General features: G+C 46.8%; 20 protein-coding genes. 1 reads left to right on the top strand and 19 read right to left on the bottom strand.

The window, feature by feature from the left end; all coding sequences use genetic code 11:
• From PV783_RS16385 to PV783_RS16360, 6 genes are all read right to left on the bottom strand, one after another.
• A complete protein-coding gene (locus tag PV783_RS16385; RefSeq protein WP_420988782.1) occupies positions 1-2,277 on the bottom strand; it encodes a Gldg family protein in 2,277 nt (758 codons plus the stop codon).
• Positions 2,278-2,284: 7 nt separating this feature from the next.
• A complete protein-coding gene (locus PV783_RS16380; RefSeq protein WP_420988781.1) occupies positions 2,285-3,211 on the bottom strand; it encodes an ABC transporter ATP-binding protein in 927 nt (308 codons plus the stop codon).
• Positions 3,212-3,318: 107 nt separating this feature from the next.
• Positions 3,319-3,903, bottom strand: coding sequence for an RNA polymerase sigma factor (locus PV783_RS16375; protein ID WP_111578602.1), 585 nt, complete (start codon positions 3,901-3,903; stop codon positions 3,319-3,321).
• A gap of 137 nt (positions 3,904-4,040) precedes the next feature.
• Positions 4,041-4,940 (bottom strand): alpha/beta fold hydrolase, encoded by a 900-nt coding sequence (locus PV783_RS16370; protein ID WP_420988780.1) that lies wholly within the window; start codon positions 4,938-4,940, stop codon positions 4,041-4,043.
• A 38-nt stretch (positions 4,941-4,978) separates the two neighbouring features.
• The gene (locus tag PV783_RS16365; RefSeq protein ID WP_420988779.1) at positions 4,979-5,671 is read right to left on the bottom strand and encodes an alpha/beta hydrolase; all 693 of its coding nucleotides are present in this window, start codon (positions 5,669-5,671) and stop codon (positions 4,979-4,981) included.
• A gap of 44 nt (positions 5,672-5,715) precedes the next feature.
• Positions 5,716-6,714 carry an alpha/beta hydrolase gene (locus PV783_RS16360; protein ID WP_420988778.1) on the bottom strand — a complete coding sequence of 333 codons (999 nt, stop codon included), beginning with the start codon at positions 6,712-6,714 and terminating at the stop codon, positions 5,716-5,718.
• Between the two features lie 163 nt (positions 6,715-6,877).
• Here PV783_RS16360 and PV783_RS16355 point away from each other — a divergent pair, with 163 nt between their 5' ends.
• Positions 6,878-8,557: a sigma-54-dependent Fis family transcriptional regulator gene (locus PV783_RS16355; RefSeq protein ID WP_420988777.1), complete on the top strand. Its 1,680-nt coding sequence runs from the start codon at positions 6,878-6,880 to the stop codon at positions 8,555-8,557.
• Positions 8,558-8,559: 2 nt separating this feature from the next.
• Here PV783_RS16355 and PV783_RS16350 read toward each other — a convergent pair whose 3' ends face one another.
• The 13 genes from PV783_RS16350 to PV783_RS16290 form a co-directional block, all read right to left on the bottom strand.
• On the bottom strand, positions 8,560-9,177 hold the full coding sequence (locus PV783_RS16350) for a TMEM175 family protein (protein WP_111578606.1): 618 nt from the start codon (positions 9,175-9,177) through the stop codon (positions 8,560-8,562).
• Between the two features lie 23 nt (positions 9,178-9,200).
• Positions 9,201-10,565 (bottom strand): sigma-54-dependent transcriptional regulator, encoded by a 1,365-nt coding sequence (locus PV783_RS16345; RefSeq protein WP_420988776.1) that lies wholly within the window; start codon positions 10,563-10,565, stop codon positions 9,201-9,203.
• Complete coding sequence (locus tag PV783_RS16340) at positions 10,562-12,841, bottom strand: histidine kinase dimerization/phosphoacceptor domain -containing protein (protein WP_420988775.1); 2,280 nt, start codon at positions 12,839-12,841, stop codon at positions 10,562-10,564. Before PV783_RS16340 ends, PV783_RS16345 begins: the two co-directional genes overlap by 4 nt.
• Complete coding sequence (locus PV783_RS16335) at positions 12,838-13,533, bottom strand: YoaK family protein (protein ID WP_420988774.1); 696 nt, start codon at positions 13,531-13,533, stop codon at positions 12,838-12,840. Before PV783_RS16335 ends, PV783_RS16340 begins: the two co-directional genes overlap by 4 nt.
• A gap of 44 nt (positions 13,534-13,577) precedes the next feature.
• Positions 13,578-14,051: a Dps family protein gene (locus PV783_RS16330; RefSeq protein ID WP_079467883.1), complete on the bottom strand. Its 474-nt coding sequence runs from the start codon at positions 14,049-14,051 to the stop codon at positions 13,578-13,580.
• 5 nt (positions 14,052-14,056) lie between these two features.
• Entirely contained in the window at positions 14,057-14,491 is a 435-nt protein-coding gene (locus PV783_RS16325; RefSeq protein ID WP_420988773.1) for a DoxX family protein, read from the bottom strand.
• 10 nt (positions 14,492-14,501) lie between these two features.
• Positions 14,502-16,382 carry an amidohydrolase gene (locus tag PV783_RS16320; protein ID WP_420988772.1) on the bottom strand — a complete coding sequence of 627 codons (1,881 nt, stop codon included), beginning with the start codon at positions 16,380-16,382 and terminating at the stop codon, positions 14,502-14,504.
• 11 nt (positions 16,383-16,393) lie between these two features.
• Entirely contained in the window at positions 16,394-17,158 is a 765-nt protein-coding gene (locus PV783_RS16315; RefSeq protein ID WP_420988771.1) for a M17 family peptidase N-terminal domain-containing protein, read from the bottom strand.
• A gap of 20 nt (positions 17,159-17,178) precedes the next feature.
• Complete coding sequence (locus PV783_RS16310) at positions 17,179-18,528, bottom strand: alginate export family protein (RefSeq protein WP_420988770.1); 1,350 nt, start codon at positions 18,526-18,528, stop codon at positions 17,179-17,181.
• A 67-nt stretch (positions 18,529-18,595) separates the two neighbouring features.
• Positions 18,596-19,228, bottom strand: a complete 633-nt coding sequence (locus PV783_RS16305) for a hydrolase (RefSeq protein ID WP_079467887.1) — start codon at positions 19,226-19,228, stop codon at positions 18,596-18,598.
• Positions 19,229-19,364: 136 nt separating this feature from the next.
• Positions 19,365-20,009, bottom strand: a complete 645-nt coding sequence (locus PV783_RS16300) for a hypothetical protein (protein ID WP_420988769.1) — start codon at positions 20,007-20,009, stop codon at positions 19,365-19,367.
• 76 nt (positions 20,010-20,085) lie between these two features.
• On the bottom strand, positions 20,086-20,799 hold the full coding sequence (locus PV783_RS16295; protein WP_420988768.1) for a LytR/AlgR family response regulator transcription factor: 714 nt from the start codon (positions 20,797-20,799) through the stop codon (positions 20,086-20,088).
• A 9-nt stretch (positions 20,800-20,808) separates the two neighbouring features.
• Entirely contained in the window at positions 20,809-21,876 is a 1,068-nt protein-coding gene (locus tag PV783_RS16290; RefSeq protein WP_420988767.1) for a sensor histidine kinase, read from the bottom strand.
• Between the last annotated feature and the right edge of the window lie 188 nt (positions 21,877-22,064).

Here is a 22,064-nt window from a genome sequence, read left to right as displayed (position 1 = left end):
TTATTTTCTTTTTCTGCTGATCAAAAGCCCCGCAGCACCCGCTATCATCAATGCCGGCACTCCCCATAGCACAGCTGACCGGTAAGCCGACAATTCCTTTCTGCTGGTTAAAATGGCATCATCCTGCGGCGCCGGGCGACTTACCCTTACAGGAAACAGGCCATTGCTGAACCATCTAAAGATGCCACTAATAAATGAGAAATTGTAAGCTTGCGGAATAGCATGATCACTCATAAAATCAGCATCCCCGCTGATGAAGATCTTTTGCTCTTTGCCGGCCACTTTACGTTTGAGCAGAACGATTAACGGTTTGCTCCCTTTCTGATCGCCCTGTTCAGGCTGATAGGACACCGAAGACGAGGAAGGATCAAATCCATTCTTCTTATTCCAGCCCAGGGCGCTGCTTTGCAGCACTGTGTCGGCGGTGAAGTCGCTCCCCGTTAGCTCCAGCATAGCCGCAGAAGGCATTGCCACCGTGGCATTCATGTACATCAGCTGATCCAGGTATTCGTTATTTTCCGCAGCAATGCGGCCCTGGATAAGATCTGCAGGCGCATTTTTATCGGGGTTCACCATCATCCCAGGTGATAGCTGAACACCAAACCGGCTCAAAAAAGGATTGATCACCTCACGATGCGAAGGTTCTGCTGTAATCAGCATATCGCCTCCTGCATCTACATAACCGCGTATCCTGGCCGCAGCCTGGCTGCTGAATGGTTTGGCCGGATCTGCCAGTATCAGCAGGGTTGTGCCGGGAGGCACATCTGCCGCATCCAGGTCCACGCCTACCACATCAAAGCCCTGGTTGATCAGCGACTTCCTCGTTTTCCGGGCGCTGCTGAACAAATCATAACTCCTGTCTCCTTTTACACGGATACTACGTTCATCATCTCCCTCTATAAAAACTATTTTCTGATGTGGCACAACCAGCTTTTTTATAGCGGCGGTAATCTCCGCTTCCTCCGGGAACTGGTTCTGTTCATTATACAGCCGGAGAAAGCTCGTATGGCCCTGGTAGCTGAGCTGGCGGACAAAAGTATTTTCCTCCGGCGCCAGGTCGATGATCTGATGAATCTGATCAGGAGTTAAAAATTTGTCAAGATCCACTTCAAGATTATCCGCTACTTTTTCGGCCACCTGCCTGGTATTCAAACCGGTAATATTTCCCTGGTAAATCATATTGGGATTATTGGCAAGATCAGTAGCATCATAATAATACACATAGTTCATTTTGATACCGGGTATAAACCTGCGGAAATCCTCAAAGCGCGACAGGTCCGTATTTCGTGATACCGGTAGCCCCGCGTATACATGCTGGTCCAGGAGATTTACATAAGTAGTGATCACCAGGGGGCCTTCAATTTGTTTGGCAACAGCCTGACTGGCCGGAGTGAGCGTCTGGGATTTTTGCGCGGTAACATCCCGGTACAGGATAGCGGCGGGTCTTGCACTTAAATATCCTGCCAGCAACACAAATGCTATGAGCGCCACATACCTGCCAGCCTGTATGGCAAAGGGTTTGGACTCGCGGCTGGCTTTAAACCGCAAAATGGTGAGGCCCAGGAAAAGTAAAATAATCAGCAGGTAATAAATGACATCACGAGAGGTGATCAATCCGTTCAACATACTTTCTGTTCGTCCTGATAACGACAGGAAATAGGTAAGATCTCTTACAAAATCAATACTCTGACCAACCGTTCCAATATACTTCAGGGCCGCAAACACAGCAAGGGTACTGATGGCGGCAACCACCTGGTAACCCGTAAGGCTCGACATGAACAGACCGATAGCCGCATAGGTGGCCGTTAACAGGAATAAAGACAATAACCCTGCGCCTATCAAACCGGTATCAGCATCTTTAATCACCCACACACCAATCAGGCAGTAAATGCCCAGGATAGCCATCAGCATCAGCGCGTAATAGATCATGGCCAGGTATTTACCCAAAATGATTTCGCTGATCTTTACCGGGGACGAGAGTAATAACTTGATGGACCCGCTGCTGATTTCACGGCTTATCAGTCCCATCGTAAGCAACGGGATATATAAATAAAGATTTTGCAGCACTTTGTCGAACAGCCCGTTGGTAGCGGGAAAGAGGAGCTGCGTTAAATTATCCGCTTTCTCTCCCATCATAAACAATTCCTGGAAGCTGCCCAGCATTCCAAAAAAGCCCATCCCGGATTGTACCATAAAAATCACCAGCACCAGCCAGGCAACCGGGGAATAAAAAAGTATGCTAAGTTCCAGCTTAGCGATTTTAAATATTTTAATCATAACAGGTTCAGGAAGTTTTATTTGATAACTGTGCAAAAATTTCGTCCAGGCTGCTTTTCTCCAGCATAATTTCGGTAAGCTGCCAGTTATCATCAACGGCCAGTTGAATGATGGTAGAAGACACCAGGGAAGTTGTATCGAAATGCATCCGGAAACCGCCGTCATTTAAGGGCTCCACGGCGGTTATCCCGGGTATGGCAGCCATCCTTTCCATTGGCGGCGGATTGTGCATATAAACGCGCAGGGAGTTAGGTAAAATGTAATTATTAAAAGCCTTCATCGTATCTGCAAATACCATTCTTCCTCCTTCAATCATGCGTACATCATCACACGTGGCCTGCACTTCAGATAAAATATGAGACGAAAAAATAACAGCCCTTTCAGCGGCAATCTCTTTGATCAGCTTGCGTACTTCAAGGATCTGGTTAGGATCCAGCCCGTTTGTGGGCTCATCCAGCACTACTAGTTTGGGCCGGTGTATAATGCTTTGTGCGATCCCTACCCGCTGCCGGTAGCCGCCACTGAGGTTCTTAATAAGCCGGGTGCGGAAATGGGCAACACCGCATTTGTCCATAGCCGAGGCTACGGCGGTCTTTACCTGCCTTCGATCTATGTTGCGGAGGTAAGCGCAATACGTTAAGTATTCACCAACGGTTAAATCAAGGTGCAGCGGGGCGTTCTGAGGAAGGAAGCCTATTCTCATTTTAGCTTCTTCCGGATGTTTCCTGATATCGATGCCGTCTATCTGAACCGTACCTTCAGTTTGACTCAATACCCCGCACAGGATGTTCATAGTAGTGGATTTGCCGGCGCCATTGGAGCCAAGCAGGCCAAGTACGCCCAGCTGGCTGATTTCAAGATTAATATCCCGGATGGCCCAGTCCCGGCTGTATCTGTGAGACAGGTGTGATACTTTTACAATGCTGTTGTCCAATTTCTTACGATTAGCTTTTAAAAAGTGCTTTATATATCATAAGACAGGTTAGCAGACTATAAGTGGTATAGGCAGGTAAAAAATATTTTCAGGGAGGCCGTCAGCCACTAGTGCTTCAGCATCCAGAGCAGGTAAAGGTAAGGGAGGAAACCTATTTTTTTACGGAGATGTTTTAGCGCATTAGACATTTGTTTCTTCACGGTTTGCTCGGTAGTGCCCATGATTTCAGCGATCTGCTTATGGCTCAGGTGCTGTTTCCGGCTTAACTCAAACACTTCCCTTACTCTTGGCGGAAGTGCTGCAATTTCTTTCTCGATCACCTCCACCAGCATAGACTCGCGTACTTTATGATCAGTAATAGCGGTCCCGTTTTGGGAATAATCCCTGATAGAGTCAATATATTTTTGCTGGAGTTGCTTTCTCGCAAACAGGTTAAGGATATGATTCCTTACGCTGCTGTACAGGTAACCGGATAAGTTGCTCTCAATTTGTATGGCTTCTCTTTTTACCCAGAGATTAGAGAAAATCTCCTGGATCACGTCCTGCGCCTCCACATCGTTCCGGGTTTTGTTCCAGGCGTGGTGGTGCAGTATAAGTTTATACCTGTGATAAATTTCGGCAAAGGCATTCCTGTCTCCTTCCTTAAGTAATAAGACCAGATCAGGATCGGAATAATTGCTGTAATTAACCATATGCGTATAGACCAGTCCTGCAATTATAATAAATATATCGTAAACCCGGCCTGGTTTCCCGCAATAAAAGAACGGGTTAATATAACGGGGACCCTGCCAGATGGCCGTCCCCGTTACATTTCCTGAAAATACCCCTGCTATTGTTTGATAAATTTGATCAACTCAGCATTGGTCTTATCTTTTTCTTCCACAAACGCAGCATGGCCACTTTTCTCAAAAGGTACCAGTGTGGAGTTCTTTATACCTGCCTTCATCTGCTCTGCCAATGCGTAAGACACGATGCTGTCCTGCGTGGCATGTAAGATGAGGGTGGGTATCTTTATTTTTGGCAGATCTGACCGCAGATCCTCGTCCCTGAGTGCAATAAGCGCCTGCTCAGTGGCGTATGGAGAAGACTGCGCTTCAATGCCACCCAGCCAGTTGCCCAGGCCCGGTGTCAGCGAAGTTGGCGACAGCGTGAACTTTGCCGCTACCGCATCAAATAAGGCCGGGCGGTTATTGTTGTGTAACTCAATCCAGCTGGAAATCTGGTCTTTCGTAAACAACGGATAAGGATAGTCCGGTTTCTTCGTGTGGCAGGGAGCTGCCGCATCAAACAATACCAGTTTCTTCACATGTGCCGCATTGAATTTGGCCACATAGTGCAGTGATATCGCTCCACCCATTGAGTGCCCGCCGAGAATAGCATCTTTAATGTTTAGCTTATCGAGTACGGTTTTGATATCCGTTGCAAACTGATCATAGTTATACTTGCCATAAGGCTTATCGGACAAACCAAATCCCCGCAAAGTAATGCCAATAACCCGGTAGCCAGCCTTCACCAGGGCGTGATACTGGTATTCCCAGCAGGCGTCGCTTAAAGGATATCCGTGAATAAGCACAACCGGCGTTCCCTCTCCAAGATCGGTAACATGCAATCTTACATTGGGCTCCACTTCAATATATTCAGCCCTGGCCGCAGGCTTATTCTGACCGGAACTAACGGTAACCACCAGCGAAAACGCGAGGGAAATAACTACTGAGAAAATTAATTTCATGATTTTTTTTTGAATTACCAGAGATGATTTCGAGGGATTTAGCGGAGAATAGAAGCCGCTATAATAACGTCAGCCACTTCTTCCGGATGGGTCATGAACAGCGTGTGACCGCCTTTCATTTCCACCACCTTGCTGCCTGCTCTTTCATACATAGTTCTTTCCAGAACCGGGTTGATCGTTCCATCGTCGGTTGGAAGAATAGCATAGGAAGGTTTGCTTTTCCATGCTGCGGCAGTTACTTTATCAACGAAAGCCGTTACGGTTAAAGGAATCTGCGAATCATACATGAAGTCAGATTTTTCCTTGCTTTGCCCAGTAGCAAATGTTTGGTTAAACTTGTCCTTATCCAGGTACACCAGCCCTTTTTCATCGGGAGGAAGAATACCATTCACTTCGAGGATAGGAGCCGACTGAACAAGCGCCAATGTTGATTCATCCACATCAGGAACAAAAGCAGCCACGTACACCAGGCTCACCACTTTGGGATGTACTCCCGCTTCGGTGATCACCGTACCGCCCCAGGAGTGACCTACCAGCACGGTGGGTCCATCCTGCCGGTCCAGGGCTACGTTGGTAGCCTGTACATCGTCTTTCAGGGTAGAGGTAGGATTTTGTACGAGGGTAACATTATATCCTTTTGATTTCAGGATGTTGTAAGCGGCTTCCCAGCCGGAAGCATCTGCAAAGGCGCCATGAACAATAACGATATTTTTTACAGAAGAAGCACTCATGTTATGATGTTATAAAGATGATTGAATGGATAAAAGGCAACCCGTTACTTCAGCCCCAGGTATTTTTTGAGTTCTGCTGCGGCCTGAACAAAAAGTGATTTTGTTTGGGGAGTGTTAGCCAAAGCATTCAATAGTCCGAAATCATGGATCATTCCATTGTATCGAACGGTGGTTACCACTACACCGGCTTCATCAAGTTTGCGGCCATATGCCTCGCCGCCATCGCGGAGCACATCTGCTTCAGCCACCTGTATTAAAGCAGGAGGAAGTCCCTTTAACTGATCGATGGTAGCGTTGAGCGGAGATGCGTACACCTGTTCACGCTCCGCCTGATCGGTAGTGTACTGATTGTACATCCATTTCATTAAAGGCGTGGTGAGGAAGCGGTCCTGTCCAAATCGTTTATAGGTATCATGCTCAAAGCCGGCATCAACAATTGGCCAGAACAGTACCTGTACACGGATTTCGGGTCCTTTGTTTTCTTTGGCTTTGATGGCTGTTACAGCGGCCATATTGCCCCCCACGCTGTTGCCCACAACAGCCAGGCGGCTACCATCCACTCCAATTTCAGCTCCATGCTCCGCCACCCATTTGGTAGCTGCATAAATTTCATTAACGGCCTGGGGATAGCGCGCTTCAGGCGAAGGCGTGTAATTCACAAAAACGCCTGCTGCCCCGGATAATACAACCAGGTCTCTCACCATTCTTTTATGCGTAGGATAATCGCCCAGTACCCAGCCGCCGCCATGAATGAAGATAAAAACAGGGAGTTGCTCTTTGCTTCCCGCCGGTTTTACGATATTTAATTTGATCGAAAAACCACCGGCACTGATGGTTTGCTCGCTTTCTTCAATACCGGAATAGTCAACATCCACAGATGCCTGCGCATTGACTAACACCTGGCGGGCATCTTTTACAGAAAGGGTTTCCAATCCCGGCGCTCCCGGTACATTCAACACACTTAAAAAAGCTTTGGTGTCTTTTGAAATGGCCGGATCATTTTCTACGGCAGGTACCTGCAGTGTAGGTTCTTTTGTATTCATAGTTTCTGATTTGTTTTGCTCAGGCAAGTCAAACCGTGTGCCCACCTCCAACTAACTAAAAATCAAAAACTTATGAAATTATTTAATTTCAGAAAATACGACATGTCGTAATATTATGATACCGCTTCCTTGTCCGGCTCTATGAAATTCAGTAATTTCGGTCATGCAGAAAACCAATCACACTGGTCCAACAGGTATAGACGAAGGCAATCATGCGGACAAAAATGCCATCTTTGAAAATCAACTCATTCAAAAAGAAAATGAACAGGTAAGCTTGCTCTGCGTGGCAGGCAGAATCGCTGCTGTGCGCAGCCGCGCCGACCTCTGGAACATTATCAATAACGAAATACTGGATCTGTTTGGCAGCCAGTATTACACCTTATGCTTATTGTCTGAAGATGCAGACACGCACTATCCTTTTTTACATAGCCGCGATAAAAGACTGGAGAATGATAAGGTGGACAGTCCCATCATTCACCGCCAGCATCCTGTGAATGACGGGGTTTTCGACATCGCGCTATCGGCCGGGCAACCAGTGATCTTTCAACTTGCTGAACTCACCAAACAAAAAGATATCGCTCCCTATGTTCACTATTGGTTCAAACTCGGCATCAAAGAAATGATGCTGGTTAAAATCACAAATGCCAACCAGGACAGGGGCGTGCTATTTCTTTATTCAAACAAAGCAGGTGCATTTTCTCCGGAAAAATTCAACCTGCTTTCCGGTGTGGCAGATCTTTTGGGAACAGGTATGTGCAATGTGCTGGCAAATGAAAAAATAGAACAACAGATCGAAGAAATAAACCGGTACCGGCAACAGCTGGAAGAAGAAAAGGCTTACCTGATAGAAGAACAATCAGGCAACCGCTTTTCAGGTTTCATCGGTCATTCCCAGGAAATTCAGAAAACCTTTCGCCTGATTTCACAGGTAGCTCCTTCAGATGCTACCGTACTTTTACTCGGGGAAACCGGTACCGGCAAGGAACTGGTTGCCCGCGCCATACATGAGGCATCTCCCCGCCGGGGAAAGCTCATGATCAAAGTAAATTGCGCTGCCCTGCCCGCAAACCTGATCGAAAGTGAATTATTCGGACATGAGAAAGGAAGTTTTACCGGCGCAGCCGACCGTCGTATCGGGAAGTTTGAACTGGCCAATAACAGCACCTTGTTTCTTGATGAAATAGGAGAACTGCCGCCGGAACTCCAGGTGAAATTATTAAGGGCGTTGCAGGAAAAAGAAATAGAGCGTGTCGGCGGTGGAAAAACGATTAGTGTGAATGTAAGGATCATCGCAGCAACAAACAGAAACCTGGAAAAGGAAGTGTCGCAAAACCGCTTCCGGAGCGACTTATACTACAGACTAAATGTATTCCCTATTACCTTACCTCCTTTGCGGAAACGTAAAGAAGATATTCCCGCACTCACCTCCTATTTTATAGAACGCTTCGCCAGGAATTCCGGGAAAAAAATTTCGGGCATCTCTCAAAAAGCGATGGCAAAATTAATTTCCTATGCCTGGCCGGGTAATATCCGTGAACTCGAACACCTGATAGAACGTGCGGTACTACTGACTAATAAAAGCATCATTAAAATGATCCAACTGCCGGAACAAATTGGTGTTGATGGCGGCTCAAACGACAAGGCCTTTCAGATCCGGCCACTGGAAGAAATAGAACGGGAGTATATCCTGAAGGTGCTTAAAGTATGCAGGGGAAGGATTTCAGGCCCCAATGGCGCTGCTACAAAATTAAAGATGCCGGCTACCACCCTGATTTCAAAAATGCAGCGATTAGGGATCAAAAAAGAACATTTCGTTACCGGGAAAGATGATGAAGATGCCTGAGGCTATTTACTTTTAAGATCAAGTTTACCGGAAGTATAAGCCCAGTAAATCCATAAGGCAACACATAGAAATAAAGCGGCAGTGGGTGCCACAAAGGAAAGAATAAAAGCCAGCGTATGCACAGGAATGCCGTACAGGTAATTTCTTTTTATGCGCTTAATACCTTCATCGGTTATTTCGGGTCTTAGTAGCTGCCGGTCCTGGCTCGCAATCCACCAAAGCAGGTTAAACGCCAGGTTAATGCATACGAATAAAGCGGTGTAGATGGCCACTGCAACATGAGCCGATGCCGTATGATAATAACTGGAAAGTAATGCTGTAGGATAGGAAACGCAGGTGGCAAGGAATAAGATAAGCCCGTTGGCAAACATCAGCGGGGTATTACGCCGGTAGATCTGTTTGAAGATTTTGTGATGATTGACCCACATAATAAAAATACTGAAAAAAGACAGGCAGAAAGCCAGGAAAGAAGGCCATTGCGCCACCAGCTTTTTCAGAAGCGAATTTCCTCCCCCCGTTTCTTCCATCAATGGTACATGCAGTTCCAATACCAGTAAAGTGATGGCAATGGCGAAAACCCCATCACTGAAAGCTTCTATCCTCGTTGTTTCTTTTTCCATGTTGCAGGATTCAAAAAGTAATGCTATTTGTAACCGGATTCAATTCCATGTTTCTTCATTTTGGAATATACTGTCTGAGCAGGTAAGCCAAGTATTTCAGCAGCACCATTAGCGCCAGAAACCCGGCCCTTGCACAGCTTTAACGCATTCATGATATGGTTTCGCTCCATCTGTTCCATTGTTTCAAAAGAGGTGGAGCCGGTATTTTTTTCGAGATGTACCGGCAGATCAAAATCGGTGATCTCGTTGCTCATGGTCAAAATAACCTGCCGTTCAATGATATGTTCAAGTTCCCTGATGTTGCCCGGCCAGCGGTATTCCATCAGCGATTGCATGGCTTCCTTACTGATTTCAGGTACCGGTTTACCTAACGTTAGCGCAAACTTTTTGAGAAAATAGGCAGCCAGCGGAGGAATGTCTTCCGTCCTTTCACGTAAAGGCGGCAGCTCTATAGGGAAAACATTCAGCCGGTAATAGAGGTCCAGCCGGAATCTTCCTTCGGCCACTTCCTTTTCAAGATTACGGTTTGTTGCCGCAATTACCCGCACATCAACCGGTACGGGCATATCGCCGCCGAGGCGCGGCACTTCCCTTTCCTGTAATACGCGCAGCAGTTTCACCTGTGCATCCAAAGGTAATTCGCCGATTTCATCCAGGAAGATAGTACCTCCGTTTGCCTGTTCAAACTTACCAATCCGTTTCTGATTAGCGCCGGTAAAGGCTCCCCGCTCATGGCCAAATAGCTCCGACTCCAAAAGAGACAATGGCAACGCCGCACAATTCACCGTTACCAGGGGTTTATTTTTCCGGTTGGAAGCCCTGTGAACAGCCTGCGCAAACCTTTCCTTCCCTGTTCCGCTTTCTCCCAGCAGCAATACGGAGCTGTTACTGCGTGCCACAGCCCGGATCTTTTCAAGGGCTTTTTTCAATGCTGGGCCCTTGCCAATAATATCCGGGAAATTATTTTCATTATCGCTTACAACAGCCTGGTTGTTTTGAACAGCACTATGTTCTGCGCTGTAACGGTACCGGGCAATGTCCAGCATCACCAGCAGGTCACGCTCGCGGAATGGCTTCACCAGGAATCCATATGGCTGTGTTGTTTTCGCGGCTTCCAGCGTAGCCTGGTTTGTATTTGCAGAGATAAATAAAAATGGTTTTTTCTGCAGAAACAATTCTTTGGCCAGTTCAATCCCTGACACAGGTGTTTTCAACGTAATATCGAGCAGCACCCAATCGGGATCTTTAAGCGCAATCAGCTCCCGGGCCTGTTCAACCGAAGATGCAATGCCACACATGGTATAACCGGCTTTGGCCAGCATAATACGCAGATCGTTGGCAACGATAAACTCGTCTTCCACGATCAATATTTTTTCCTTTAAACTCATCCTGCGGACGTTTTAACTGTTATGGTACTAAAGGTCCTGCATTGAAAGAATAACCTGATATTTACTCCCCTGCCGGCGGCAGAGGATATGTTGAAGCTACCATCGAGCTGGCCGGAAAGTCCGTGCATCAGGCTCATTCCCAACGACTGTGTATGTTGCGGGTCCTGTTCCTGCGAAAAGCCGATGCCATCATCTGAAATCATCAGCAGGCAACCCGCTTCGCCTGTACTTTTCAGTGAAACACGAATGTTGCCCCGGTGATCTGCCGGAAACGCATATTTGATTGAATTGCTCACGGCCTCATTGATGATCAGCCCAATGGGCACTGCCTGAACGGCATCGAGTAACAATGGGTCTGTTTCTGTGGTGAAGGAAATCCTGTCTGTTTTCTCAAACGATTCTTTCATGTATCCGATCAATTCCCCGATGTACCATTTCATATCAATCTTCCCCAGATTATCAACCTGGTAAAGCCGCTGATGAATCAGCGACATGGCGTACATGCGGTGCTGACTGTTGCGGATGGCGGTTATTGCGTCTACGTTATCAAGGTATTCAGATTGTGTATTGAGCAGGCTGATCACAATCTGCAGATTATTTTTAACGCGGTGATGTACTTCTTTCAACAGCCATTCCTTTTCTTCCACCACTTTTTTCAATACTTCATTCTGATCGTTTATTTCCTTTTGTTTGCCTTCCAGTTCCAGGTTGGATCGTTTCTTCAGCCTGTAGCGGTTATACATTAACGCGGAGAAAAGCACCAGCATGGCAACGCCCGCGGCGAAAGCATTCCGGGATACTTTTTCGTTCTGCAGCAATACTTCCTGCAGCTCACTTTTCTGCGTAAGAAATTCTATATTTTTATCTTTCTGCCTGGTTTCAAACTGCAATTGCAGCATTGCCAGTTGCTTGGCCTGGGCAACACTGGTCAGGGAATCGGAAAGCACCTTATATTGCCTGAAATGGCTGATAGCTGAAGAAAGATTGCCCATCGCAGAATCCGTTCTGTACAACAGGTACTCGCCTTCTACCTGCCGTACCAGCGCCAATGGTACACTGTTGTTATAGTGGGTATAAGTCCTGAGATAGGGAATAGTTTCGGTAAAGCGGCCAACAGCCTGCAGATAATAAACAATTGCCAGGCGCAAAAGCTGGCTGTTCCGGTCGGGTACCTGGTAGTGCTGATAGGCGCTTACCAGTTTTCTGAAGTGATGGTCCGCTTTGTCGAACTCCATGAGTGCCACATAGTCCTTCATGTAGATCATTGGTTCCAGCATCCGTTCCTTTTCATTGGCAAGCAGCCCGTATTGCGCACTGACAAACAATGTGTCAAGGCTTCTTCTGTACATGCCCTTATTGCGGCAGGCATCTGCAATATTGATAAGCATGTTTTTGATAGTCGGCGTATCCCGGTTGCTCCGGGCCAGCACCAGGGCTTTATTGAAATAATCAATTGCCTGATCATAATATTTGATGCTGTAATAATTCAGACCAACACGGTTATATACGGTAGACATCAGTGGCCCTGTATCCTTCAGCTTCTCCCCGGCTTCTACCGCCAGCAAATTATACTGGAGTGATTGGGCGAAATTGTTTAGCTCATGATGAGTTTCCCCTATAAGCGAATAAATTCCCTGTAAGCGCGGAAAACCCGTTTGCCGGTAAACGGCCAAAGCTCCGGTTAACACCTCCAGCGACTGTGTAAACTGTCCGTTCAGCTGTAACAGCTCTCCTACAAATTCATTGAGTTTTGCTGCAGAAAGACTGTCGCCCAGGCTTTGATAAATACCTATGCCCTGCCTGTATAAGCTGATTTTTGTTGGAAGATCTTCTGTTGAATTGGAATAGGTACCTCCTAATTCCAGTATCGCCTGTGCCTTCAACGCGGGCGTTCCGTAAGCGCTTAAAAGACGGACCGCTTCTTCACTTACCTTTCTCCCCTCCGCCGCACGTCCGGATTCCCGGTAGGCTTTTGCCAGTAGTAGTTTACTGAGCCCAAGTCCCACCGGGTATTTTAGTTCATTACTTAATGTTTCCATTTGACCGGCGATATGAAAAGCCATTTTCATATCGGAATCCAGTGATTCCGGTCTGTCCAGGAACGACTCTCCCCTCTTCATCCATGCTGTGATGGTAGATGTATCTCCTTTACTGCCCTGCACCAACCGGCCTATTCTTTCGGGGCCGGCTGATTGTGCACCCGCCATTACCGGTAGTATCACTGCCAGTCCGATGGCTATCCATATCCATATTTTTCCCGGAACACCTTTCCTCATTGCTCAAATTTACGCGCCGTCGCTTCTCCCTGCAAATAACAAACAACAATTGCCACGCCCGGCAGCAGAATGGCACTGAGGCCCAGCCATTTAGCCATGATGGCGCCTATCACACAACCGGCTAAAAATCCACCGATGGTAAACACCTGGCCCTGGAAATCCTTCCATGCCAATGCATCGCCACTCCGGCCTTTCCTGATCAGGCTTCCCAGATCCAGTGATGCCTGGGTAACATTCCCGGTCATCATAGTGGTTGGTCCGTGTGTTTCTTTCGCAAATAATTTTCCAAAAGCGTTTTGCAACCCCATCGCGGCCACGGTAGTCATTACAATTGAATAGGTCATTACTTTTTCTTCCCCTCCCGTTAACATGGGCAGCAAGATAGCGCCAATTCCGCAAATCACCAGTATAATGCCCTCTGCGAGGAGTATTTTGTACTTTCTCTGCGTTTTCTCAACCACCCAGCCACCGGCCATTACAGCGAGTACAAACACGGGGAACGTTACTAATTTGATCCACGAATCCATGTTATCACCCCCTGCAGCAATCTGCGCAGCAAACACAATAAAATTGCCGGTTACGTGTGCGGAAAAAATACTATCCCCCGATACAAAGGTGGCTGTATCACAAAAGCCCGCTACCCATGCGAGTAAAAATGTTACCCAGTTGATATTGTGTGTAGCTTCTGTCATGTTTTAATTTTGTGATGTTTAAATCCTTTTTGATCAGCAGCCGCCTACTCAAGGTGCGCTCTGAGCATCCAGGCCATTTTTTCATGCTTTTCCATTAACCCGGTGATGTAGTCACTGGTTCCTGCATCATGAAATGCGGTTACATACCCGTCTATATTCTCCCGCAGGTGGATCAATATACTTTCATGATCCGCCAGCAGTTCTTTGATATGCCCGGTCGCATCATTTTTTTCTCTCGACTGCTCCGTAAGGTGTGTCAGACTTAAAAATTCCTTCAGGGTGGCCGGTGGGAAATGGCCTAAAGACCGGATCCTTTCTGCCACATCATCCACAATTTCTTCCATCTGCCCGTACTGGGATTCAAAAAACAGGTGCTTACTGTGAAAATCCGGTCCTGTTACACACCAGTGCGCTTTGAGCGTTTTGGTATAGAGAACGAATTCATCTGCCATAATTTTTCCCAGTGAATGGGCTACGCCGGAAAGGTGTTCCGGTTTAATGCCAATGCGTGTGATCATTTTTTTTAATTAAATAGTTGAAGCAATAAAAAGTTATCCAAAGAATAAGTACCGGCGCCCAGCGCCAGTAAAAAAAGTAAAGAGAGTGTGTACATATAGGGTACATCGCGCACTTCCAGGTTATCATGCCGGTGTACCACAAAGTAACCGATGGCGGTAACCCCAATTGTTGGCAGGATCACCAACCGGGTGCCAATGCCGAGCATCAACAGGAAAGGCACCACCGTATCTGAAAATGTGGCCACCAATGCGTTGAGCTTTTCCGGTAAGTGGAGCGGGTTAGGCACATGCTCTTTTTGCCCGTTCACTACGCGAAACTTTTTCATGCCGTGTACCCTGAACAGCTCCAGCGCCAGCAGGCAGCGAAACACCAGTATGGCGGCATTATTCCAGGTGCTGCCCAGGTCGGAGTAAAGAATGGATATGATAATATCGTTCATAGTATGCGCGTTAAAATGCAAAACAGGAGCAACCAAACGCGCCCCAGAATGCGGTGTAATTATTAACCGGGATGTTGCTTTTACGGGCAATATCATGATGATGACCATGAACATCACAACTGCCTTTACAACTGTGTATCCCGGCAGCCGCCACTGTTTCAGCACCTGATGCTTTCGCAACAATGGCTGCATCTTTATAGTAACCCGGGTAGTTTTTTACGGGCGACCAATCAGGCAAAACTGGTATCGTTGGCGGAGCATGCGTGGCGAAATCATCTTTGGCGTATACAATCTTTCCGCCAACAACGGTAAGGATAGACTCAATGGATTTAATCTCTTCATCAGCTACTTCAAAAAAGTCGCTGTCCAATACAGCCAGGTCGGCAAACTGTCCCACCGTGATACTGCCTTTCTTTTGCTGCTCCCCTGAAAACCATGCGCTCCCCTTTGTATACAGTTCCAGCGCGGTTTCCCGGCTCAGTTTATTGGCGTCGCCATACAGTTGCAGTCCGCCCAGGGTTTTACCCGCTGTGAGCCAATACAAGGCTACCCAGGGGTTATAGCTGCTCACCCGCGTGGCATCCGTGCCTGCACCTACCGGTACGCCTGCCTGAAGCATTTGTTTCACAGGTGGGGTATGTGCAGCTGCGGCGGCTCCATAACGATCCGTAAAGTATTCGCCCTGGAAAGCCATCCGGCTCTGAATGGCAATGCCGCCGCCAAGCTCCCTTACCCGTTCGATGTTGCGCTCATCAATGGTTTCAGCATGATCGAAGATCCAGGGGAGCCCATCGAAAGGAATCTCACGGTTGATCTTCTCAAATACATTTAAAAACCGGGTGATGCTTTCGTTATACGTGGCGTGCAAACGGAAAGGCCAGCGTTTTTCAACCAGCAACCTCACTACCCGTTCCAGCTCCTCTTCCATCGTATCAGCCAGCTCCGGCCGCGGCTGAAGAAAATCTTCAAAGTCGGCGGCAGAAAACACCAGCATTTCACCGGCGCCGTTATGACGGTACATGTCGTCACCCTGGTGAAGGGTTACGGAGTTGGTCCAGTTTTCAAAATCTTCGCGTTCCTGTTTGGGCCTTTGTGTGAACAGGTTGTAGGCAATACGAACGGTCAGTTGCTTTTTCTCATTCAGGTCACTGATGACTTTATAGTCGTCGGGGAAATTCTGAAAGCCGCCACCAGCATCTATCACGCTGGTGATACCAAAGCGGTTTAACTCGGTCATGAAGTGCCTTGTGGAATTTACCTGGTGTTCGTACGACAGCCGCGGTCCTTTGGCGAGTGTGGAATACAGGATCAGGGCATTGGGTGTTGCTATCAGCAGCCCGGTGGGGTTGCCTTTCGCATCTTTCTCCAACCTGCTTCCCGGCGGCGCCGGCGTATCTTTTGTAAATCCAACTGCGCGCAGCGCTGCACGGTTTAACAATGCCCTGTCGTACAGGTGCATGATAAACACCGGTGTATCCGGCGCTATGTCATTGATCTCATCCAGGGTGGGCATTCTTTTTTCCGCGAACTGAAATTCAGTCCATCCTCCTACCACTCTTACCCATTGCGGTGACGGCGTTAGCGCAACCTGTACTTTCAGCATCCGCAGCGCATCTGCCAGGGAAGGAACACCATCCCATCTTAATTCAAGATTATAGTTTAGTCCGCCCCGGATTAAATGAATATGTGAATCATTTAATCCCGGGATCACCCTTTTGTTTTCCAGGTTAATCAGCACAGTATCCTGGTCCTGGAACCCGTTCAGCACTGTAGCGTCATCTCCAACAGCTATGAATTTACCTTCTTTAATAGCCACTGCTGTTGCTGCAGGCTGGTGCCGGTCTACGGTATGGACCTTACCGTTATAAAGAATTAAATCGGCTTTTTTCATCGTCGTCTGTTTTAGTTATGAAATGAAGCAATGGCTTCTTTGATTCCTTCGCCGGCTGTGACGAAAAATGCGGGGCCTGCAAGCAGTATTACTTTGGTTATTTTTTTCGGGGCCGCTAAATTATTTTTATGGAGATAAAGCTGCGTTCTGTATGCTTCAATGATGCCTTTAGTAACATTACCGGCAACCAGGGCGGTGGGAGAATCGATGCCGCCATCTTTGATGTCGCTGGCAAAAGCAAAACTGCTTACACCCAGGTTCAGTGCTTCACGCGTGGCTACACTTGCCACCGAGGTCATAAGGTCCGGCGTAAAATTATTGCGGTTGCCCATACCGATCAGTAATAACCGGGGCGCTTTCAGCGCGCCTTTGGCGGGGGTAATCAATATGGTTTCCAGCGCATGCCCGGCAAACTTCCCGGTTTTGCGCAGTTCCGTAATTTGTCCGTGCAGGGCCTCGTCGAGGTGCACCATGCCATTCAGCGCTGCCGGCAATGCAGGCGGATTAAAAATATCTCCTTCCGTATATTCAAATACACAGGCCACCTGCAAAGGAGATTCGGCGGCTGAGGGGCCCTGTACCAGCCCTTCAATGGCGATGCCGTCTACTTTCCCCCAGATCTTTGAAGTGCCCACCGGCGTCGTTTTCACGGTGGCATCTGCGGTTACAGCCTGTTGGGCATACCCGGCAGTTCCCAGCAGCAACATAAACAGTACCGGCAACAGGCTCCTTACTTTTATGGCCCGCAAAACACGATTGTTCTTATAGTTTCTCATGATGAATAGTTTTTTTCCTGTTAAAATTTGAACGCAACCCTGGTGTTAATGAATAAACCGTCCTTATGATCTTTGATCAGATCATCTATAAAAGCGCCTGTCTTAAAATATTGTACACCGGCATTCAGTGAGATAAACCTGTTCAGCGTGTATACTGCACTTGCCAGGTAAGCGGTGCCGATATATCTTTTTTTAGAAGATGAACCTGCGAGGTTAAAATTGCCGCTGGGGCGATATACGCCATCCTGCAGGGAGTAACGCCAGTTGAACACCACATCTGCCTGCAACACCAGCCGGGAGCCCGGATTCACCGTGGCGTAAGGATGGATATCAATGAGATTTACGGGTCCTATCTGCGGACTAAATCCAAAATATCCGCCTTTGGGATACAGCGGGTTAAAGGTTCCCAGTTTGCCATCTCCTTTGTTGTTGTCGCCGGAGATGTAGTCATTGCGCAAATTGATTGTTGGCCTGGCTTTTAGAGATTCAAACATATAACCGATATCTGCGGATGCGGTCCAGGCGTTGATATCGGCAGTGCCAAACTTCCCGAACTGCCAGGCCGCCTCAAAGTTGTAAATGAAGCCGCCGCCGTATTTCCAAAGCCTGGTGCCCAGTGTATGTCTTACTTCCTTTGCAGCTCCTTCTTCAAAAACTGCGAGATCCCGCCGGATGCCCAGGTAATAAATATCGAGGTTACCTGCCCGGGGGAAAATGCGTTTGGCATATAGTCCCCACAGGTTCACCTGTTTGCTGGTCTTGTTGTCGAATGCGCCAGTGTTCACCGTGTCGGCGGCCATTGCGAATGCGTCTGCGGTAAAACCGGCGGCAGCATACATCAGTTTAAGACCATCAAAGTAAAGCCGCAGGTTGGGCCCTTCACGGACAGAGATCAGCCGCCCGCTTCCGTAGTCCAGCTCCTGGCGGCCGGCGCGGACAGTGAGACTTTTGGTATTCTGTTTATACAGCTGCGCATCGATAAAGAGGTTCTGGATATTCAGGTGATCTTCATCAATAGGCCTCGGACCGTTTTTACGACCTCCTTCCCAGGCGCTTCGCAGCTGCGTGAACACCCGGATCTTTTCTCCAAAGTGAACATCGGCATGAAGGTCGTAGCGCTGCAATAAGAAATTGTTATGGCCTGTTCCCAGCCGTCCCCAATCTTCATTATGAAAATCAACATATTCCAATCTCGCTGATCCGCCAAAAGAAACGTACACGTTACGTTTAGCAGAGAGTGAGGTATACTTTATGTTATGATAAAAAGTAGAAGCAGAATCACGCAGGTAAGCATAATTCTCATCAAAACGCATCAGTTTAAACGATTGCGCATAACCTGCATGGCCGATCAGCAAGAGCATGATCAGCATCGCTGACTTTTGCAATAAATAGAAATTGGAAACTCGCAAAGCTGGGAAAGGATTTTACAGAGATGAATTAGTGTTTGAGCATGTGGTGGGCATAATGAATGCCGATGCCGTAGGAGCCACCATACTTTTTCATCAGATCAGTAACTGCTACATAAGTTTCCTGTCTTGCCCAATCCCTTTGTAATTCCAGCAGGTATTGAATGGAGGTAATAGGTTTAACACCAGCATGCACCATGCGTTGTACGGACCGCTCATGCGCTTCGGGGCTAACATCGCCACAGGCATCGGTAATAACATACACCGTGTAACCTTCTTCTATAGCCGACAGTGCAGGACCTACGATACAAACGCCTGTCCAAAGGCCCGCAAGTACCAGTTTCTTTTTCCCGGTGCCGGTAATGGCTTTATACGCGGCTTCATCTTCCCAGGTATTCATAGATGTACGGTCAATATATCCTGAAGTAGCCTGTGGGTAAAATTCTTCTATCTCAGGAAATACCGGGCCTGAAAAACTCTCTTCGGCCACTGTTGTTACAATCGTAGGAATATTAAAGATTTTGGAAGCGCCTGCAACAATAGCGGTGTTGGTTCGCAGTTCGCTGAGCGGAATGCTTTTGGTAGCAAAAGCCATCTGGCCTTCAAAATCAATTAATACTAATGCGTGGTTTTCCGGAGATAATAGATTGGGAGATGGTTTCATAAATTAAATAGTTTTGCGCCCGGTAAGACAACAAAGATGCCACCTCGCAAATAACTCATAATCAATATTATAAGCACAGCTATTTAATAAAAAATATACGACATATCGTAAATTTATGATCGTACATAAATACAGGTTACCGGTTGCCGGAGAGCAGCGCCGGTTTTTTATAATAGCAATAAAACATAAACCCGATGGCCACCAAAGTGCCAAGTACGGAAGGAAGAAACTGGCTGTATGGCTGATATTGGGGAAAGACAGTTCCCGTAAAGGCAGACAGGATGCCACTAAAGGCACTCATCATTTTAAGAATGTGTTCGTACAGCCACAAATTTCCATAGCGATGAGCAGGGATGAGATAGCGGATAAAATCGTAGGATATGACCATCAGCAGGTATCCCACTGTGCTGTAAATAATCACCGGCGACCAGATCATGCCTATTGATCTGAAATAATAAATAAAATAGCCCACCGTCATTAGTGTAACCACTGCAACTCCTGCGTCCAGTATTTTAAACTGATTGGATTTTGCTTTCAGCACCCGGTAACCGGAGAAAGCAACATATGCACTCAACATTGTAATAACGAGTAAAAAAGTATTTCTTCCAAATACTAACACGCCAATCAGGCCGGTGATAATTACAAGGGTCAGTAATACAAGAAACCAGCGCCCACTCCGGGTATGCCATTTACCGCCTTTCTTTGTCAGTATAGCAGTTAACCCCAGCAACAGGGCAGCACTACCTGCAACAATATGTGTGATGATATTTACCTGATGCATAGGGATAAAAGGGATTATGAACTAAATATAAAGAAAAACCCCGCTTCTTTTTAGTCTTATTTTGAAGTATAAGGTATCACCGGGTATTCAATATCTTCTCCAAATCATCCTTAAAGTTTCTCCCGATAGGAACCTGGTGCCCGTTCAGCACAATGCGGTTCCTTTCGAGACGCACGATCTTCTGAACAGATACAATGAAGGATTTATGCACCCGGATAAAACGGCGCTGCGGGAAAATATTGAGCATCGCTTTAATAGAACCTTTCAGCAGGATCTTTCCTGCATGCGTATAAATGATGGCATAATCCTTTAAGCCCTGGATATGCGTAACGTCGTTAAACTCCAGCTTTATACGTTGTACGCCACTTTTAACAAAAATAAAATCAGTGTTACCACCAGTGGGAATATCTTCAATATTTGTACTCTGTGACTTCAACGCCAGGAACTCCCTGATCTTTGTAATGGCCTGATGGAAACGGTTAAAAGACACCGGTTTTAATAAGAAGTCAATGACTCCAAGTTCATATCCTTCAAAAGCATAATTGCGGTAGGCGGTAGTAAAAACAGTGAGCGGTGGATTTGATAAGGCTTTGAGGAATTCAATGCCGGTCATTTCAGGCATCTCAATGTCCAGTAACAATACATCAGCGGAGTGATTTTCCAGGTGACGCAATGCCTCGCCCGCGTTAGTGAACAGGAACACGGAAGCCACGTCGTCCAGCCTTTTCAGGTGGCCGTCCAGTACTTCCAGCGCAAGCGGCTCATCATCTACAATAACAAACTTCAGCATGATGTTCTATTATAATTCAACTACCAGTTTGGCCTGAAAAGTATGCTTTCTATCTTCCAACTCAAACTGATACCTGCCCGGATAAAGCAGTTCCAGTCGCTTTCGTAAATTATCAAGTCCTATCCCACCTTTACTTTTACGGCCCCCTGAAAGCGGTTTGGAGTTTTCTATAATAACTGTTAATACTTTCTCCTTCAGTACAATGTCTGCCTTCAACCAACTATTCTCCACCTGTTTGCTAACCCCGTGTTTGAATGCGTTTTCCACCAAAGGCAATAACAGCAACGGCGCAATTTCATGTCCATTCAGTTCGCCGTTAATATTTAATACGATGGTGGCATCGGCATTAAATCTCAGCCGCTCCAGTTCCATGTAATTGTTGAGATACGTAATTTCTTTCTCTAACAATACCTTTGTATCGGTACTGTCGTACAACATATACTCCATCATCTCTGACAACTTCAATACCACATCCGGCGCCAGCGCTGATTGCTTTAGCGTTAGCGCATACAGGTTGTTTAATGCATTAAATAAGAAATGCGGATTTACCTGGGCACGGAGAAAATTCACTTCTGCATGCAGTTTCTCTACGGTAATTTTCTGAATGAGGAGTTGTTGCCCGTACCAGTCCATACTTAATTTAAGCGCCAGCATTAAACCGATATACCACAACGTGCTGAAAAAATTGTACGACAGCGATTCCATTAAATCACTGTTGCGCATCGGGCCTATTACGTAACCATACAGGTAATAATCAAACAGGCTTTGGGCGATCAGGTAAACTATCACAGAAACAATAACCGACGTAAAATAGGCAACATAGCGTTTCTTTAACAGGTATCGCGGTAAGAAGTAGTGCAGGTTAAGATAAGCGATTACCATGAGCAGCAATATTCTCACCGTTACACAGGCTGCAAAATACGGCATGCTGGCTTTGTAGATGAGATACCTTTTCTCATAGATGAAGAACCCGGTAACCAGGATCCAATAAGCACTATGTGCCAGGGCATACTTTAGTGAAACGCTGCGTTTCGAAAACGGCAGCGTTATCTGTTTATCCAGCAACTCCATTTTCATATATCATTCATCATAAAAGAAACTAAAAGCGTTAATCCTACAAAATAATATCGACAAACGGCGTAAATAGTAGAGGAAGATAATAATAAAATCGGGGACGTTCATCATAACGCCCGTTCATCTACTATTTTGTTTACTGGTCTACTATTTTTCTGCGCCCCTTCCTTTTCTCTTAATATTGTTACCAG

The organism is Chitinophaga sp. CC14, assembly GCF_048957795.1.
Taxonomy (GTDB): Bacteria; Bacteroidota; Bacteroidia; order Chitinophagales; family Chitinophagaceae; genus Chitinophaga; species Chitinophaga ginsengisegetis.
This window is presented reverse-complemented; position numbering and strand designations above follow the sequence as displayed.

Bases quoted from the DNA above. Each gene is read 5' to 3' on its own strand.
- PV783_RS16365 (WP_420988779.1), bottom strand. From the start codon at position 5,671: ATGAGTGCTTCTTCTGTAAAAAATATCGTTATTGTTCATGGCGCCTTT.
- PV783_RS16340 (WP_420988775.1), bottom strand. From the start codon at position 12,841: ATGAGGAAAGGTGTTCCGGGAAAAATATGGATATGGATAGCCATCGGA.
- PV783_RS16325 (WP_420988773.1), bottom strand. From the start codon at position 14,491: ATGAACGATATTATCATATCCATTCTTTACTCCGACCTGGGCAGCACC.
- PV783_RS16375 (WP_111578602.1), bottom strand. From the start codon at position 3,903: ATGGTTAATTACAGCAATTATTCCGATCCTGATCTGGTCTTATTACTT.
- PV783_RS16335 (WP_420988774.1), bottom strand. From the start codon at position 13,533: ATGACAGAAGCTACACACAATATCAACTGGGTAACATTTTTACTCGCA.
- PV783_RS16350 (WP_111578606.1), bottom strand. From the start codon at position 9,177: ATGGAAAAAGAAACAACGAGGATAGAAGCTTTCAGTGATGGGGTTTTC.
- PV783_RS16345 (WP_420988776.1), bottom strand. From the start codon at position 10,565: ATGAGTTTAAAGGAAAAAATATTGATCGTGGAAGACGAGTTTATCGTT.
- PV783_RS16290 (WP_420988767.1), bottom strand. From the start codon at position 21,876: ATGAAAATGGAGTTGCTGGATAAACAGATAACGCTGCCGTTTTCGAAA.
- PV783_RS16385 (WP_420988782.1), bottom strand. From the start codon at position 2,277: ATGATTAAAATATTTAAAATCGCTAAGCTGGAACTTAGCATACTTTTT.
- PV783_RS16360 (WP_420988778.1), bottom strand. From the start codon at position 6,714: ATGAATACAAAAGAACCTACACTGCAGGTACCTGCCGTAGAAAATGAT.
- PV783_RS16330 (WP_079467883.1), bottom strand. From the start codon at position 14,051: ATGATCACACGCATTGGCATTAAACCGGAACACCTTTCCGGCGTAGCC.
- PV783_RS16320 (WP_420988772.1), bottom strand. From the start codon at position 16,382: ATGAAAAAAGCCGATTTAATTCTTTATAACGGTAAGGTCCATACCGTA.
- PV783_RS16305 (WP_079467887.1), bottom strand. From the start codon at position 19,228: ATGAAACCATCTCCCAATCTATTATCTCCGGAAAACCACGCATTAGTA.
- PV783_RS16310 (WP_420988770.1), bottom strand. From the start codon at position 18,528: ATGCTGATCATGCTCTTGCTGATCGGCCATGCAGGTTATGCGCAATCG.
- PV783_RS16315 (WP_420988771.1), bottom strand. From the start codon at position 17,158: ATGAGAAACTATAAGAACAATCGTGTTTTGCGGGCCATAAAAGTAAGG.
- PV783_RS16370 (WP_420988780.1), bottom strand. From the start codon at position 4,940: ATGAAATTAATTTTCTCAGTAGTTATTTCCCTCGCGTTTTCGCTGGTG.
- PV783_RS16300 (WP_420988769.1), bottom strand. From the start codon at position 20,009: ATGCATCAGGTAAATATCATCACACATATTGTTGCAGGTAGTGCTGCC.
- PV783_RS16355 (WP_420988777.1), top strand. From the start codon at position 6,878: ATGCAGAAAACCAATCACACTGGTCCAACAGGTATAGACGAAGGCAAT.
- PV783_RS16295 (WP_420988768.1), bottom strand. From the start codon at position 20,799: ATGCTGAAGTTTGTTATTGTAGATGATGAGCCGCTTGCGCTGGAAGTA.